The organism is Microcoleus sp. D3_18_C2 (assembly GCF_036702395.1).
Classification (GTDB): domain Bacteria; phylum Cyanobacteriota; class Cyanobacteriia; order Cyanobacteriales; family Microcoleaceae; genus Microcoleus.
Genome location: NZ_JAUBTG010000037.1, coordinates 1 through 14,176, shown reverse-complemented (window position 1 = coordinate 14,176; position 14,176 = coordinate 1). Strand labels below are relative to the sequence as shown.

12 protein-coding genes are annotated in these 14,176 nt (G+C 45.8%); 7 read left to right on the top strand and 5 right to left on the bottom strand.

Going from position 1 to position 14,176, the window contains the following annotated elements; all coding sequences use genetic code 11:
* The first annotated feature begins 4 nt into the window (after nt 1–4).
* Nucleotides 5–1,351, top strand: coding sequence for a TldD/PmbA family protein (locus tag QUA88_RS20070; protein WP_333273371.1), 1,347 nt, complete (start codon nt 5–7; stop codon nt 1,349–1,351).
* Nucleotides 1,352–1,666: 315 nt separating this feature from the next.
* The gene (locus tag QUA88_RS20065) at nt 1,667–2,791 is read left to right on the top strand and encodes a THUMP domain-containing protein (RefSeq protein WP_333273368.1); all 1,125 of its coding nucleotides are present in this window, start codon (nt 1,667–1,669) and stop codon (nt 2,789–2,791) included.
* A 278-nt stretch (nt 2,792–3,069) separates the two neighbouring features.
* On the opposite strand, the gene hpxZ is transcribed toward QUA88_RS20065, so the two are convergent.
* The 3 genes from hpxZ to QUA88_RS20050 form a co-directional block, all read right to left on the bottom strand.
* The gene (hpxZ, locus tag QUA88_RS20060; protein ID WP_333057088.1) at nt 3,070–3,456 is read right to left on the bottom strand and encodes an oxalurate catabolism protein HpxZ; all 387 of its coding nucleotides are present in this window, start codon (nt 3,454–3,456) and stop codon (nt 3,070–3,072) included.
* Nucleotides 3,457–3,687: 231 nt separating this feature from the next.
* Nucleotides 3,688–4,107, bottom strand: a complete 420-nt coding sequence (locus tag QUA88_RS20055) for a peptidylprolyl isomerase (protein ID WP_333144881.1) — start codon at nt 4,105–4,107, stop codon at nt 3,688–3,690.
* 236 nt (nt 4,108–4,343) lie between these two features.
* Nucleotides 4,344–5,213 (bottom strand): prohibitin family protein, encoded by an 870-nt coding sequence (locus tag QUA88_RS20050; protein WP_333057085.1) that lies wholly within the window; start codon nt 5,211–5,213, stop codon nt 4,344–4,346.
* 121 nt (nt 5,214–5,334) lie between these two features.
* Between QUA88_RS20050 and QUA88_RS20045 the strand changes: the two genes are divergently transcribed.
* Both QUA88_RS20045 and QUA88_RS20040 read left to right on the top strand, forming a co-directional pair.
* Complete coding sequence (locus QUA88_RS20045) at nt 5,335–6,126, top strand: RNA ligase family protein (protein WP_333208719.1); 792 nt, start codon at nt 5,335–5,337, stop codon at nt 6,124–6,126.
* Between the two features lie 15 nt (nt 6,127–6,141).
* Complete coding sequence (locus QUA88_RS20040) at nt 6,142–7,296, top strand: AAA family ATPase (protein WP_333273365.1); 1,155 nt, start codon at nt 6,142–6,144, stop codon at nt 7,294–7,296.
* An 86-nt stretch (nt 7,297–7,382) separates the two neighbouring features.
* Here QUA88_RS20040 and QUA88_RS20035 read toward each other — a convergent pair whose 3' ends face one another.
* Both QUA88_RS20035 and QUA88_RS20030 read right to left on the bottom strand, forming a co-directional pair.
* Nucleotides 7,383–7,592, bottom strand: a complete 210-nt coding sequence (locus QUA88_RS20035; RefSeq protein ID WP_333057082.1) for an acetyltransferase — start codon at nt 7,590–7,592, stop codon at nt 7,383–7,385.
* Nucleotides 7,593–7,619: 27 nt separating this feature from the next.
* Complete coding sequence (locus tag QUA88_RS20030; RefSeq protein WP_333228007.1) at nt 7,620–8,786, bottom strand: zinc-dependent alcohol dehydrogenase; 1,167 nt, start codon at nt 8,784–8,786, stop codon at nt 7,620–7,622.
* A gap of 686 nt (nt 8,787–9,472) precedes the next feature.
* On the opposite strand from QUA88_RS20030, the gene mutS reads away from it, so the two are divergent.
* From mutS to QUA88_RS20015, 3 genes are all read left to right on the top strand, one after another.
* Complete coding sequence (gene mutS, locus QUA88_RS20025; protein ID WP_333263353.1) at nt 9,473–12,100, top strand: DNA mismatch repair protein MutS; 2,628 nt, start codon at nt 9,473–9,475, stop codon at nt 12,098–12,100.
* Between the two features lie 707 nt (nt 12,101–12,807).
* Complete coding sequence (locus tag QUA88_RS20020) at nt 12,808–13,311, top strand: Arm DNA-binding domain-containing protein (RefSeq protein WP_333057079.1); 504 nt, start codon at nt 12,808–12,810, stop codon at nt 13,309–13,311.
* Nucleotides 13,312–13,338: 27 nt separating this feature from the next.
* Entirely contained in the window at nt 13,339–14,043 is a 705-nt protein-coding gene (locus QUA88_RS20015; RefSeq protein ID WP_333057077.1) for a tyrosine-type recombinase/integrase, read from the top strand.
* Nucleotides 14,044–14,176: the final 133 nt, after the last annotated feature.

Genomic DNA, 14,176 nt, shown 5'->3' with positions numbered 1-14,176 from the left:
GCTTATGCTCGTAACAACATCGCCCGCAATTTTAAGTGAAGACCAAGCCTTATCTGTAGTAGAAAAAGCAGTCAAACTATCCAAAGCAGAGGAAGTATTTGTCAGTCTCTCTACTGGCGAGGAATCTCTTTCCCGATTTTCGGAAAATCAAATCAGCCAAAATATCAGCAAAACTGTATTTAGCCTGAACATTACTAGCTATTTCGGTAACAAAAGCGCCTCTGCTGCTGTTACAGAATTTGATGAAGATGCGATCGCCTCTGCAGTCAAGCGATCGGAAGAATTGGCCCGAATTGCGCCGGCAGACCCCGAATGGATGCCGCTGCTGCCGCCTCAAACCTACGATTTGCGATCGCCCGCATTCGACGCAGCAACGGCAACTGTATCGCCTCTAGCGCGGGCCGAAATGGTGCAGCAAGCGTGCGCCAGATCCTCCCAGGGGGGCGCTCATGGTTCGGGTACTTTGAGCACTGAGGCGTCGCTGTACGCGATCGCCTCGTCAACCGGACTCCGCGCCTGCAACCAGTCTACAGATGCGGATTTCAGCTTTACTGCTCGCGTTGAAGACGGTTCTAGTTGGGCGAAGAGCACTGCTTGGAGTATCAACGAATTGCCGATCGCCCAATTAGCAGAACAAGTGCTCGATCGGGCGAAATCCTCCCGCAACCCCCGCGAAGTCACTCCCGGCATTTATCCGGTAATCTTTGACGGCGCTGCTTTTGCGGGCTTGCTACCGTGGGTAATTTGGGGGCTGGATGCGAGGGCGGCGGATGAGGGGCGATCGTTTATGTCGATCGCCGATGCAGAGGGAAAACCAGCGGGAAACCGCGCGGGGGAACAACTTTTTAGCCCGTTAGTGCAAGTGCAGCGCGATCCGGCTCATCCTTTGTTGCGATCGAATACTTTTTTCGGCGACGGATTGAGCAATAACTATTTGGAAATCATCAAAGATGGCGTCCCTCAAAGTTTGTCTTATTCCCGCTACTGGGCCGAACAAAAAGGCAAAGAGGCAAAAGGTGCTTATTACCCGATCGTGATGACAGGTTCCGACCAAAGTTTAGCCGATTTAATTGCTCAAACCGAGCGAGGAATTTTCGTCAGTCGAGCTTGGTACGTGCGCTACGTTAATCCGAAAACATTGGAAGTAACGGGAATGACTCGCGACGGTACTTTTTTGATTGAGGATGGCAAAATTGCTTACCCGATTAAAAACCTGCGTTTCAATCAAGTTTTACCTGATATGTTGCGCGATGTGGATGCAGTTAGTACGGTGAAGCGTTACGGCGGTAGTGTCGTACCCGGAGTGCGCGTGAAAGCTTTTAATTTCACCAGTATTACTGACAGTTTGTGACTCGCACATTTCTAACAATCTGTAGGGGCGGGTTTCACAAACAATCACAGCCAACAAAGAACAATCTCTCAAACCCGCCCCCACCGACAGTTTGTGACTCACACATTTTTAACAATCTGTAGGGGCGGGTTTCACAAACAATCACAGCCAACAAAGAACAATCTCTCAAACCCGCCCCCACCCAGATTAATGCGAGTGATTTATCGTAAAGGTAGAGTATTTATTTTGATAGTTAGGATTAAAACCAGCTATTATAGTCATCAGTCTGGAGTCTGTTGTTAGTAACAATTCCCAATTCCCAATTACCAATTATCAATGAATCAATATTTTGCTACAGTTGCGCGCGGTTTAGAAACAATTGCCGCCCAAGAATTAGAACGTTTAGGGGCCCAGGATGTCAAGCCAGATTTTACAGGGGTTTACTTTGCGGGCGATCGGGCTTTATTGTACCGCGTCAATCTTTGGTCGAGAACAATTTTTCGAGTGCTAATGCCGATCGCCGAATTCCGGTGTTACAACTCGGATATGCTCTACCGCGAAGTGCAGAAAATCCCTTGGGACGAATACTTATACCCCGAAAATACTTTAGCAGTAAACTGCACCGGCGGCAACGAAAAGTTGAACCACACTCACTTTACAGCTTTGCAGGTCAAAAATGCGATCGCCGACCAACAGCGCCTTCAATTTAACAAGCGTTCTAATGTCGATGTAGAGCATCCCGATTTGCAAATTAACATTCACATTCATCAAGATAGAGCTATTTTAAGTTTAGACAGTTCTGGCGGCAGTTTGCACCGCCGGGGATATCGACCGGCGATGGGGCTTGCTCCCCTCAAAGAAACCCTAGCTGCGGCTTTGTTGGAGATGGCAGAATGGACGCCTGATTTGCCGTTTTTAGACCCGATGTGCGGTTCTGGAACTTTGCCTTTGGAAGCGACTTTAAAGGGATTGAATATTGCACCGGGATTGTTTAGAGAAAAGTTTGGATTTATGAGTTGGCGGGATTTTGACGAACCTTTGTGGGATGAATTGTGGGCGGAAGCGGAAAATAGTGAGTTACCGGAACTTAAAGAGGTGATTGCAGGGTGCGATCGCGATTTCGATATGTTAACTCAAGCTCGCACGAACGCGCAGCAAGCTGGTATTTCCGGTAAGATTCAGTTTGCTCAAACCGAGTTATCTCAGTTGGAAGCACCCGCAGACAGAGGCGTTCTGATTTGCAATCCTCCCTACGGAGAGCGCCTGGGAGATGCCAGCGAATTAGGAGATTTGTACAAGATGTTGGGGGATATTTTCAAGCATCGTTTTAAAGGTTGGAATGCCTTTATTTTGACTGGGAATAAGGAGTTGGGTAAAAAGGTGGGACTCAGGACATCGCGGCGAATTCCTGTTTATAATGGCTCGATTCCGTGTACTTTGCTCAAATATGAACTGTATTAGCGAATGGGAGTGACCAAAAAGAAGAGGTACTAATAGTAAAGGAAAAAAAGAATCTATGCCGAATTACATGGCTCAACAATAATCAAATTAAAATAGTAATTTTACATTTGAATATATTGTTTTCTTAGCTTTAATATCCTGTCAGGTAAATTAACCACAATACTTGTAGGGGCGGGTTTCACAAACAATCTGTAATTCACATCCATAATATCTATAAACCCGCCCAGCCCGATCGACAGAATTTCATTACGGGCAATTCAAGGGAAATGACTTAACATTTACAGCGGCAAAAAAGAAACGTGAGCGGAAACAATCTTCCACCCTTGAGGAAACTTGCGCCACATCTGACTCTGCCGCCCCAGCCGCACCACTCCATCCATTACACGGCGAAATTCCAGCGTCACAGCCGCCGTGTCTGCATCGAATGTCACGACTTTGAGGTTGAACATTTCTCGATCGACATTTACAGGCGATCGTCCTTTGCGAAAAGCCCTCACCTCATCACTCCCGTACAGGTTCTCAGTCACCCCAAACCGCACGACTTCCGGCGCATCCCAGAACAAATTATCGAGAGTTTCAATATCATTCGTACAAAGAGCTTTTTCGTATTTTAAATATAGTTCAGTTAACTCAGTCACCACAGTATTATCATTGATAACAGTCATTCGATTTTAGATTTTAGATTTTAGATTTTAGATTGACACCACGGATAAATCTGGGGGCTTGAGGATGCAATGATTTTGGATTTTGGATTGATTCCACGGATAAATCACGTGGCGGGTACCATCAAGAAATTATTGGTCATAAATTGTAGATTTTAAAACTCTTAACTTTCACACGTTTTGTTTGCAATAAGGACTAAAGTCCTTACTACAAACGCCACTAATTAGAGGAAATTAATGCTCAATTTTGAGCGAAATAATCTTGTCACCTTGGCGGATAGCATTGACGACTGACATATCCTCAGTTTTGCCAAAAGTTGTGTGCACTCCATCTAGATGAGACTGGGGAGAATGGCAAATAAAGAATTGGCTACCACCCGTATCTTTACCTGCGTGAGCCATCGATAAAGTTCCTGCCTCATGTTTGTTCGAGTTGATTTCGCACTTGATTTTGTAGCCGGGGCCGCCCGTTCCATTGCCTTTTGGACAGCCACCTTGAATCATAAAGTTAGGAATGACTCGGTGAAAAGCCAATCCATCGTAAAAACCTTTTTCCGCCAAGTCAACAAAATTCTTCACTGTGTTAGGCGCATCCGCATCGAACAATTCCAAATTGATTGTGCCTTTGTCGGTTTCCATAATAGCGCGGGTCATGATTTTTCCTTGCTTCCTAAAATGAGTGTGTTGCCTGCGTGTTAATTGCGGACTTCGCTTTTATAACGACAGGTTTCAAACTGTCGTTATATTGTGGCTTTCAGAAGTGTAGCATATTCCGGCAACTCTCATAAGACTTATGTGCGCTTTCTGAGGAAACCCGGTTTATTCCGAGATTTGTGGTTAGCAAAGCCAATATTTTCGGAGACACCGGGCTTGTTACCCTCAGCCATATTTTAATTGTTGGTCACTGGCGGGCGATCGGGTTCTTCCTGAATATCGTTCATATTAAAAATGAAAGGAACCCGACTCGAACCTGCGCCCATAACCAGCACTTTTGGCATCTGAGCGCCGCCGCTTCTCCAAGCTTCGATCGCCTCTTTTTGCAGCACTAAATCGCCGCCCTGAGCCTTCAAAGTTTCCGCCAAAAGTCTTTGAGCTTCCGCCCTACCTTGAGCGCGGTTAATGTCAGCTTGAGCCTGCTGCTCTGCTTCCTGAGCCACATAAACAGCCCTTTGCGCCCGCTGTTCAGCAACCTGTTTCTCCTCAACCGCTTTCGCAAAATCTGTGGAGAATCGAATATTAACAACGCTCGTATCGAGTACGATTACATCATACTTGGATAGCCTTTCCTTCAGCGCAGTATCAAAGTCTCGCTTCAGTTCACTTCTTTGAGTAATCGATTGTTCGGCGGTTCTCAGTGCAGCCGCTGTTTTAAAGGCTTCTTGCGTCTGAGGAGCAATTATTTTTGAGACTATATTCTCCAAGGTTCCTTGAGTCCTTCGGACATCAACTATTCTCGCAGGATCGAGGCGAAAGTTTATTGCAAAACTAGCATTTAAATCCTGAAGGTCTTTAGTAGCACTCTGGGCGGGAACTTCAAATTTTTGCACTGTTACATCGTACACATCTACCTTGGAGATCAGCGGGGGTCTGAGGTGAAACCCCTCTAACAATGCTCCATCTGTGGCTTTTCCTAAAACGCTAACCACCCCTGCTTCACCTGGATTGATGACGACAAAAGAGTTTAATCCCAGGAGTAGCGCGCCTACTAATAGAATCCCAGCGAATGCTGATGATATGCTCTGGAAACTTTGACTTTTCAACTTACACGCTCCTTTGTGATTATTCCATTATAATGGTTAAATAGATTCGGTCGCCTCTCAAGTCTCAAATCTCAAATCTAAAATGGATGGGTCGCCTCTCAAATCTAAAATGGATTGGCTGATGCTCAAAATTGTTAAATATCCTAGAACTTATCACATCGAAGGTTCGCGTTTCCAACCGGGTGATGAAGACCTCGACAGCGTGCCATTTAGCGCTTTGCTCGATCGCCCTCTAATTATAGAAGAAAAGGTAGACGGCGCAAATACAGGCATCAGCTTCGCACCAGACGGACAAATGCTGCTGCAAAGTCGCGGCCACTATCTCACCGGCGGGCCGAGGGAAAAACATTTTAACTTATTCAAGCAGTGGGCTTTCAGTCTCAGCGGAACCCTGGGAGAAGTGCTGGGAAATCGCTACATTCTTTACGGCGAATGGCTGTATGCGAAACACACTGTTTTTTATGATTTTTTGCCGCACTATTTTATGGAATACGATGTGCTGGACTTAGAAACCAGTCAATTTCTGAGTACAGAATCCCGCCGCAAGTTGTTAAGCGGACTGCCGTTAGCCTCCGTTCCCGTGCTGTTTTCTGGAGTTGTAAAATCTCCCAAGCAAATGATGCAGTTTGTGGAAAAATCTAATTTTATTCAACCGGGACATTTGGATCGGTTGCGTTTGTCCTGTCGGGAATTGGGATTAGATGAAGAACGATGTTTTAAAGAGACTGACAAGAGCGATCGCATGGAGGGGCTGTACATTAAAGTTGAAGAAGATGGCATAGTCAAGGCGCGTTACAAATACGTGCGTGCCAGCTTTTTGACTGCTATAAAAAATGCAGAAGGACATTGGCTAAATCGCCCAATTATACCGAATATTCTGCGTCCCGATGTGAATTTATTTAATTTTAGTTAACCCGCAGGTGAATTTATGAATGGACTGTTATCGCCCTCGGTCACTTGGACTTTTCCCTTTTGTCCCCAACCGCCCGATTGGTTTCTGGACTGGGACAGCATTCAAAATCATTTCGATTGGATTCAAAACTTAAAAGGATGTCAGCAAGACCCGATTTATCACGCCGAAGGAGACGTTTTAATTCATACCAGAATGGTCTGCGAAGCATTAATATCTTCCCCAAATTGGCGTCAATTACCCGTGCAAGAACGATCGATACTTTTTGCGGCCGCTTTGCTGCACGATGTCGCCAAACCAACCTTTACAAAAATCGAAGCCGATGGCAGAATTAGCTCAAAAGGTCACGCCCGCCAAGGTGCGAGAATGGTTAGACAAATTTTATCTCAATTCGAGCCGCCTGTGCAGTTTGAGATTCGGGAAACCGTGGTGGCGATCGTCCAATTCGGCAGTTTACCCATCTGGCTAATCGACAAACCCAACCCGCAGCAGTCGGTAATTAAAGTTAGTCAAGTTGTCCGCTGCGATTTCCTCGCACTTTTAGCCGAAGCAGACGTGCGCGGCCGACAGTGTAGCGACAGACAAGAATTGCTCGATAAAATAGAACTATTTCGGGAGTTTTGTCAAGAAAATAATTGTTTGGATTCTCCCCGACAATTCCCCTCAGCACACAGCCGATTTATCTATTTCCGCAAAGAGAACGGCCACCCGGATTACGAAGCATTTGACGACACTAAATGCGAAGTAATTTTGATGTCGGGATTGCCAGGAAGCGGTAAAGATTATTGGATTCGTAAAAATCTCCCAGATTTGCCAGTAATCTCGCTGGATGCACTGCGAAAAGAGATGAATGTCCCTCCCGACGAAACCCCTGGAAATGTGGTCACAGCCGCGAAAAAAAGAGCCCGCGAATACATGAATGACGGGCGCTCTTTTGTGTGGAACGCCACGAATACAACTAAACAAATGCGCCAGCAATTAATTAATTTTTTTGCCGATTATCAAGCGCGCATTCGGATTGTTTATCTAGAAGTACCTCTAGAAGAAATATTGCAGCGGAATCGATCGCGCACAGCAACACTACCGCAAGCAGTCATTCGCAAATTAGCTGCGCGGCTGGATATTCCAGACATCACAGAAGCCCATCAAGTCGAGTGGATCGTTAACAATTAATCTCCCTTTTTACCTCAAACTGTTAGAACCCCGACTTCTTTAAGAAGTCGGGGTTCTGGATATTAGGTTTGGGGTTTCCCTTGATATCAATGAGTTTGATAATTTTCCTCAGTCCAGCAGCGCGGCAGATTTTCACCGGAAGGAAAGACTAAATTACTTTTTGGAAAAGTTGCTTTCTCTTGCTCTTCTTGACCAGCTTGATTTTTTCCCGACACTTCTTGTTTTGTAGGGCTGATTAAAGCATCTACATCGAGGATTTCAATCAAGTCGCCTGATTCTTTTTCTTGTAAAAGCATAGTTTCTCCTTGAAGGGTAAATGCGAGTTAGGGTTTGAGGACAACTTTGATGCAGTTGTCTTTTTTTTGTTTGAAAATCTCGTAGGCGTGGGGCGCTTCATCCAATTTCATTCGGTGCGTAATTACGAATGACGGGTCAATTTCGCCTTTTTGAACGCGATCGAGCAAAGGCCGCAAATAGCGGTGAACGTGCGTCTGTCCCATTTTCATGGTCAAGCCTTTGTTGAAAGCTGCACCTAGGGGCACTTTGTCAACGAAGCCGCCGTAAACGCCGGGAATTGACACTGTACCTCCCTTGCGACAGGCGAGGATAACTTGTCGCAGGGCTGTAGGTCGATCGCTTTCCAACCGCACGGCTTGCTTGGCTTTGTCGTACAAAGCGTCGAGACCGGTGCCGTGGGCTTCCATTCCCACCGCGTCGATGCAAGAGTCGGGCCCGCGTCCGCCCGTCATTTCGGTGACGGCTTCCCCGGCGTCCATTTCTTCGTAGTTGATGATTTCTGCTTTAGCTGCGGCCGCCATTTGCAAGCGTTCCGGTACGCGGTCGATCGCAATTACTCGATCGGCCCCCAGCATAAACGCGCTTCTGATCGCAAATTGTCCGACCGGCCCGCATCCCCAAACTGCTACCGTATCCCCCGGCTGAATGTCGCAGTTTTCTGCCGCCATGTAACCCGTCGGAAAGATATCCGTGAGGAACAATACTTGTTCGTCCGAAAGTCCGTCGGGAATTTTTAAAGGGCCGACATCTGCAAACGGAACCCGCGCGTATTCTGCTTGACCTCCTGCATAGCCGCCCGTTAAATGCGAGTAGCCAAACAGTCCCGCCGGCGAATGACCGAACATTTTTTCAGCCAGCCCTGCATTGGGGTTGGAGTTGTCGCACAGCGACCACAAATCGCGGTTGCAAAAGAAGCAACTGCCGCAAGAAATAGTAAAAGGAATGACGACGCGATCGCCCTTTTTTAAGTTCTTGACTTGGCTGCCGAGTTCGACTACTTCCCCCATGAATTCGTGCCCCATGATATCGCCCGATTGCATTGTCGGGATGAAGCCATTGTAGAGGTGCAAATCCGAGCCGCAGATTGCTGTAGACGTGATTTTAACTATCGCATCGCGCGGATTGATAATTGTTGGGTCTGGTACATTATCAACTCGCACATCATTTGCTCCGTGCCAGCAAAGAGCTTTCATTATTTTTTTTCCTCTATTTAACTACTAGCTAGCAGATTTTTGATTCTAAATCTTACCTTTACTAAGCCGATAAATTACTCGCTTCGATGTTTTTAATTGTAAGCATATAAAATATTTTATCTCTCTATCCGAGGTATAATTTAAAAATCTATCTTTCGGCTGTTTTAAATAACAAAAATGTAAAGTTTATGCCCCAAAAATGCGGAAATTTTGACTTTATTGTGTTAACGCCCAACCTTTATAGCAAGCACGCTCGACGGTTAAGACGTTCCTAATTGCTGAAATCATTGCGGAAGATTGCTTCTTCTTTCTTTTTACCCTGAGCGAACTTGAAAGGCTTTCAACATCTGCTATAACAGTTAATAACGAGATGGATGAGGTTGTTTTTGTGACTCGCCGATCCCTATCCTCTCACAATAGATAAAATATCCGCCCTAAGTCTCACTGTAGCGGCTGCTTGGACTCACATTAGATAAGTAGCGACATAAAAATTCTCAACTAAAAGCAAGTTTATCGATTATTAAGTAGGGTGCGTGACTTTTGTATAGCTCAACACTCTTCACCAATATTGACAATCACGCACCCTGCTTAAGGAGGAATAATCGTCAAATATTGTATATTAGTTATAGCTAAAAGCCGAGCTTGCGCTAAAGTTGTTAAAGATTAAAATTTATCGATCGCCTTTTATGCCTTACACTGCATCTACCCCAACAGACCCCCATCAACCCAACATCCGCAATGCCGACCACCGCTTACTAGAATTCACCAAGCTGACGCCGATGATGCAGCGGTATGTGGAAGTGAAAGAACAGTATCCCCACGCACTTTTATTGTTTCGAGTCGGAGATTTTTTTGAGTGTTTTTTCCAAGATGCAGTTACAATTTCGCGGGAATTAGAACTTGTTTGTACGAGTAAAGAAAGCGGCAAGGAAATTGGCAGAGTGCCGATGACAGGAGTGCCGCACCACGCCCTCGACCGCTACACCTCAATGTTAGTAGAAAAAGGCTATGCTGTAGTAGTTTGCGACCAAGTAGAAGATGCCTCGATTGCTGCTAAAGAAGGTCGTCAAGTCAAGCGAGAAATTACCCGCATTCTCACTCCCGGAACTTTGACTGATGACGGAATGCTCAAACCCAGACAAAATAATTTTTTAGCCGCAATTGTGATAGCGGGGGAACATTGGGGATTGGCTTATACTGATATTTCTACGGGAGAATTCGTCACTACCCAAGCCGACACTTTAGAACAATTAACCCTCGAATTGCTGCGCTTGCAGCCTTCGGAAGTCTTGGTGCCGACTAATGCGCCGGATTTGGTGACTATGTTGAGGCCCGGAGAGAAATCCGAGCATTTGCCCGATTGTTTGCCGAATTCGTTTTGCTATTCTTTGCGATCGCAAATTCCGTTTACTTTGTCCGAAGCAAAACAGAGAATCCTACAAAAGTTCAAAGTGCGATCGCTCGAAGGCATGGGATGCGGCCACCTTTCCCTCGCAGTTCGCGCCGCCGGCGGTTTGCTGCAATATATCGAAGAAACTCAAAAGGAAAAAGCAGTTTCTTTGCAAAGATTGCACACTTACACTCTCACCGATTTTCTCATACTCGACTACCAAACCCGCCGCAATCTCGAAATTACTCAAACAGTGAGAGATGGGGTTTTTCATGGTTCGCTGCTGTGGGCTATAGACAAAACCAGCACCGCAATGGGAGGCCGCGCTTTGCGCCGCTGGGTGCTGCAACCTTTGCTCAACATTAAAGGCATTAGCGCCCGACATGACACGATTCAAGAATTAGTAGAAAATAACGCCCTGCGCCAAGATTTGCAGCAGTTGCTGCGCCAAATTTACGACATCGAAAGACTGACAGGCCGCGCGGGTTCTGGAACAGCTAGCGCGCGGGATTTGGTCGCTTTAGCTGATTCTCTCTCGAAACTGCCGCAATTAGCCTCGATCGCAGCCCAAGGGCGATCGCCCTATTTGAAAGCGCTGCAAAATGTACCGCCACTTTTAGAAGAATTAGCAAGTAAAATTCACGCTCATTTAGTTGATGAACCGCCGATTCATTTAAAAGAAGGAGGTTTGATTAGATCGGGAATCAATCCCATGCTAGATGAAATGCGCCACACTGCATCAGCCGACCAAGAATGGATTGCCAATTTAGAAGCAACTGAGAGAAAACGCACCGGAATTTCTAATCTAAAAGTAGGCTACAATAAAGCTTTCGGCTATTACATCAGCATTACCAAATCGAAAGTAGACCAAGTGCCGAAGGACTACACCCGCAAGCAAACTCTCACCAATGAAGAACGCTATAGCACTGAAGAATTAAAAGAAAGGGAAGTGCGAATTCTGACAGCGCGGGAAGATTTAAATCAATTGGAATACGATATTTTTGCTAAAGTGCGATCGGAGGTAGGAGAACACGCCGAAATTATTCGCAACGTTTCCCGCGCCGTGGCGGCGGCCGATGTTTTGTGCGGTTTAGCAGAAGTAGCAGTTTACCAGAATTACTGCCGCCCGACTATGACAGAAAGTCGGGAAATTAAAATTATTGAAGGTTGTCATCCTGTGGTGGAAAAGTCTTTGCCGCCGGGATTTTTTGTACCTAATTCGGCTTTTTTGGGTCGGGAAGAATCGCTAAAGCGCCCAGATTTAATTATTTTAACCGGGCCGAATGCTAGCGGGAAAAGCTGCTACTTGCGGCAGGTGGGTTTGATCCAGTTAATGGCGCAGATGGGCAGTTTTGTGCCGGCGAAAGCTGCGAGTTTGGGAATTTGCGATCGGATTTTTACCCGCGTCGGCGCAGTCGATGATTTGGCAACCGGTCAATCTACGTTTATGGTGGAAATGAACGAAACTGCAAATATTCTCAATCACGCGACGCCGCAATCATTGGTTTTGTTAGATGAAATTGGCAGAGGAACGGCAACCTTTGACGGACTTTCGATTGCTTGGTCTGTGGCAGAATATTTAGCAACTGAGATTCGGGCGCGGACAATTTTTGCGACTCACTATCACGAGTTAAATGAGTTAGCTTCTATTTTAGATAATGTCGCAAATTATCAAGTGACAGTGAAAGAATTGCCGGATCAAATCGTGTTTTTGCACCAAGTCCAGCCGGGAGGTGCTGACAAATCTTACGGAATTGAAGCGGGCCGATTAGCTGGTTTACCGCCGTCGGTGATTGACAGGGCGAGACAGGTGATGAAGCAGATTGAGAAACATAGCAAAATTGCGATCGGGCTGCGGAAAGGTGTTAAAAAAGATGGTAAAAAAGAGTCTGATGGCCAACAGTTAGATATTTTTGAGGATTGAAATTTTAGGTGGTAAAAAAATTGGTAGTAACTTCTATATTGCACCATTTTCAATAAGCCTTTCAGGGGCGGGTTCTCCGGCCCAACCCCTACTCCCCACAAGAAAATTCACTCTTTGTGGAACAGGCATCTTGCCTGTTCATAAAAATAGTGCAATATCTCAGTTACTACTTTTACTACAAACCAGGAACTCTCCAGCAACTCTAACGCCCATTTTGCAATTTTCTTACCTCTTTGTGCACGCTCATCCCTATTTCCAAAGCAGGCCGACTTGCTCAATCAGTTGAAAGCGCAGCGCAAAAAGTCGAGGGCGGACTTGGCTGATATCGACGCTATTCTGGGGCTTCTGGCGGAAGAGTACGGCTCAAACCTGGTCTAGGTATGGATTGTATTCAATTTGTATTCAAACGAGGCAGATTGTAGTCAAATCGTAGTCAATTTCTAGTCAATTAGACCCCTGACTTAGCCGTATTCTGAGCAATAAAAAACCTCAAACCGTTGATTTATCGTTGGTTTGAGGTTCTTATGGACGCAAGCGGGCAGCGGGAATCGAACCCGCATAGTTAGCTTGGAAGGCGCTAGGGGGTAAGCGCTAAGCCCCTTATGTAGTAAGGCGTTGTGTGTTTAACAAATACTTTGTCTCTAATTTTGTCTCCAATTTGTCTCCAAAAGTAGTATCTTGGTTGCATTGAAGTTGGAGACAAAATTATGGTTGACTCTCCCGATCGGGCAAAAAAAGGATCGGTTGTTATCCAGACTCGCAGTGGCAGACTAAGGTTGCAACTACCCAGACATCTTTATGGCGGCGAACGCAAACACTTTTACCTAAATCTGGCAGATACCCCTGAAAACTGGGAACTAGCAGAAGCTAAGGCACAGTTGATTGAATCTGATATCAAGTTTGAGCGGTTTGACCCCACACTCAAAAAGTACAAGTCACAGACTCACCTGACTGTTATTGAGACGGTCAAGCCTAAGCCTGAACTGACACTGACTAAGCTGTTTGCTAAATACTTGGAATTCAAGAAACCAGCACTCAAGGCCACAACTTTTAACTACTTGGTAACAGGCATTCAAAGCTATGTTGACCGTTGCCCCTACCAGCCTCTATCAGAGGACTGCGCTTTGCAGGTACGCGCTTGGCTATTGGAGGATACGACCAACAGCATGACCAAAAGGATTTTGACTCACCTAAATGCAGCGGTTAAATAGGGAATTAAGTTCAAGATTGTCAAGAGCTTGACTGTATCCCCGTTCGAGGGGCTAGCAGCAGAATTGCCTAAACATAACTGGGAAAGCGACCCGGAACCGAACGCATTTACGGCAGAAGAAAAAGAGCTGGTATTGGAGGCTTTTAAGAATCACAGAGGGACTTGGAATGGGAGGGGAGAAACGGGGCAAAAGTTTTGTTTTTACTACCCGATGGTGCAGTTCTGGCTGCTGACTGGATGCCGTCCATCTGAAGCTGTTGGGTTGAGGTGGTCTGACATTGCTACTGACTTTTCTCACATTGTGTTCAATGGGAGTATACAGCACCCAAGCGGTAAGGAGACAAGGGTTGACGGCAGTAAAAACAATAAGCGACGTAAATTTCCTTGCAATCAAGAACTGGTTCGGTTGTTGAAAGGTATCAAGCCACAAAATCTGACTGACAAGGATAGGTTGGTATTTCCATCACCTATTAAGGGCGGGGCGATTAATTACAACAATTTCAGTAAACAGGTATGGCATAAATTGGTTGACCCGATTACTGAAAAAACCAGGCAACATGAACAGGGTTCTAAGACAACTACCCCCTACTCTTGCCGGGATACTTTTATTAGCGAACAGGTTGGCAAGGGTGTACCGAGTGCGGTTGTTGCTAAATGGTGTGATACGTCGGAAAGGGTAATTAATGCTGTGTATTTAGACGGCAAGATTTTGGAGCATTTACGCCCGCTTTGATGCTGTTAGGATGTTGATTCTAGGGGCAACTTTTGGGATATAAAACTTTACACTTTCTGTGTTGACAAGGAAGTGGAAGTCTGCAATCGTGAGTAACTAAGGAAGATTGATGCGCGGTTGACGAGCACTTGCA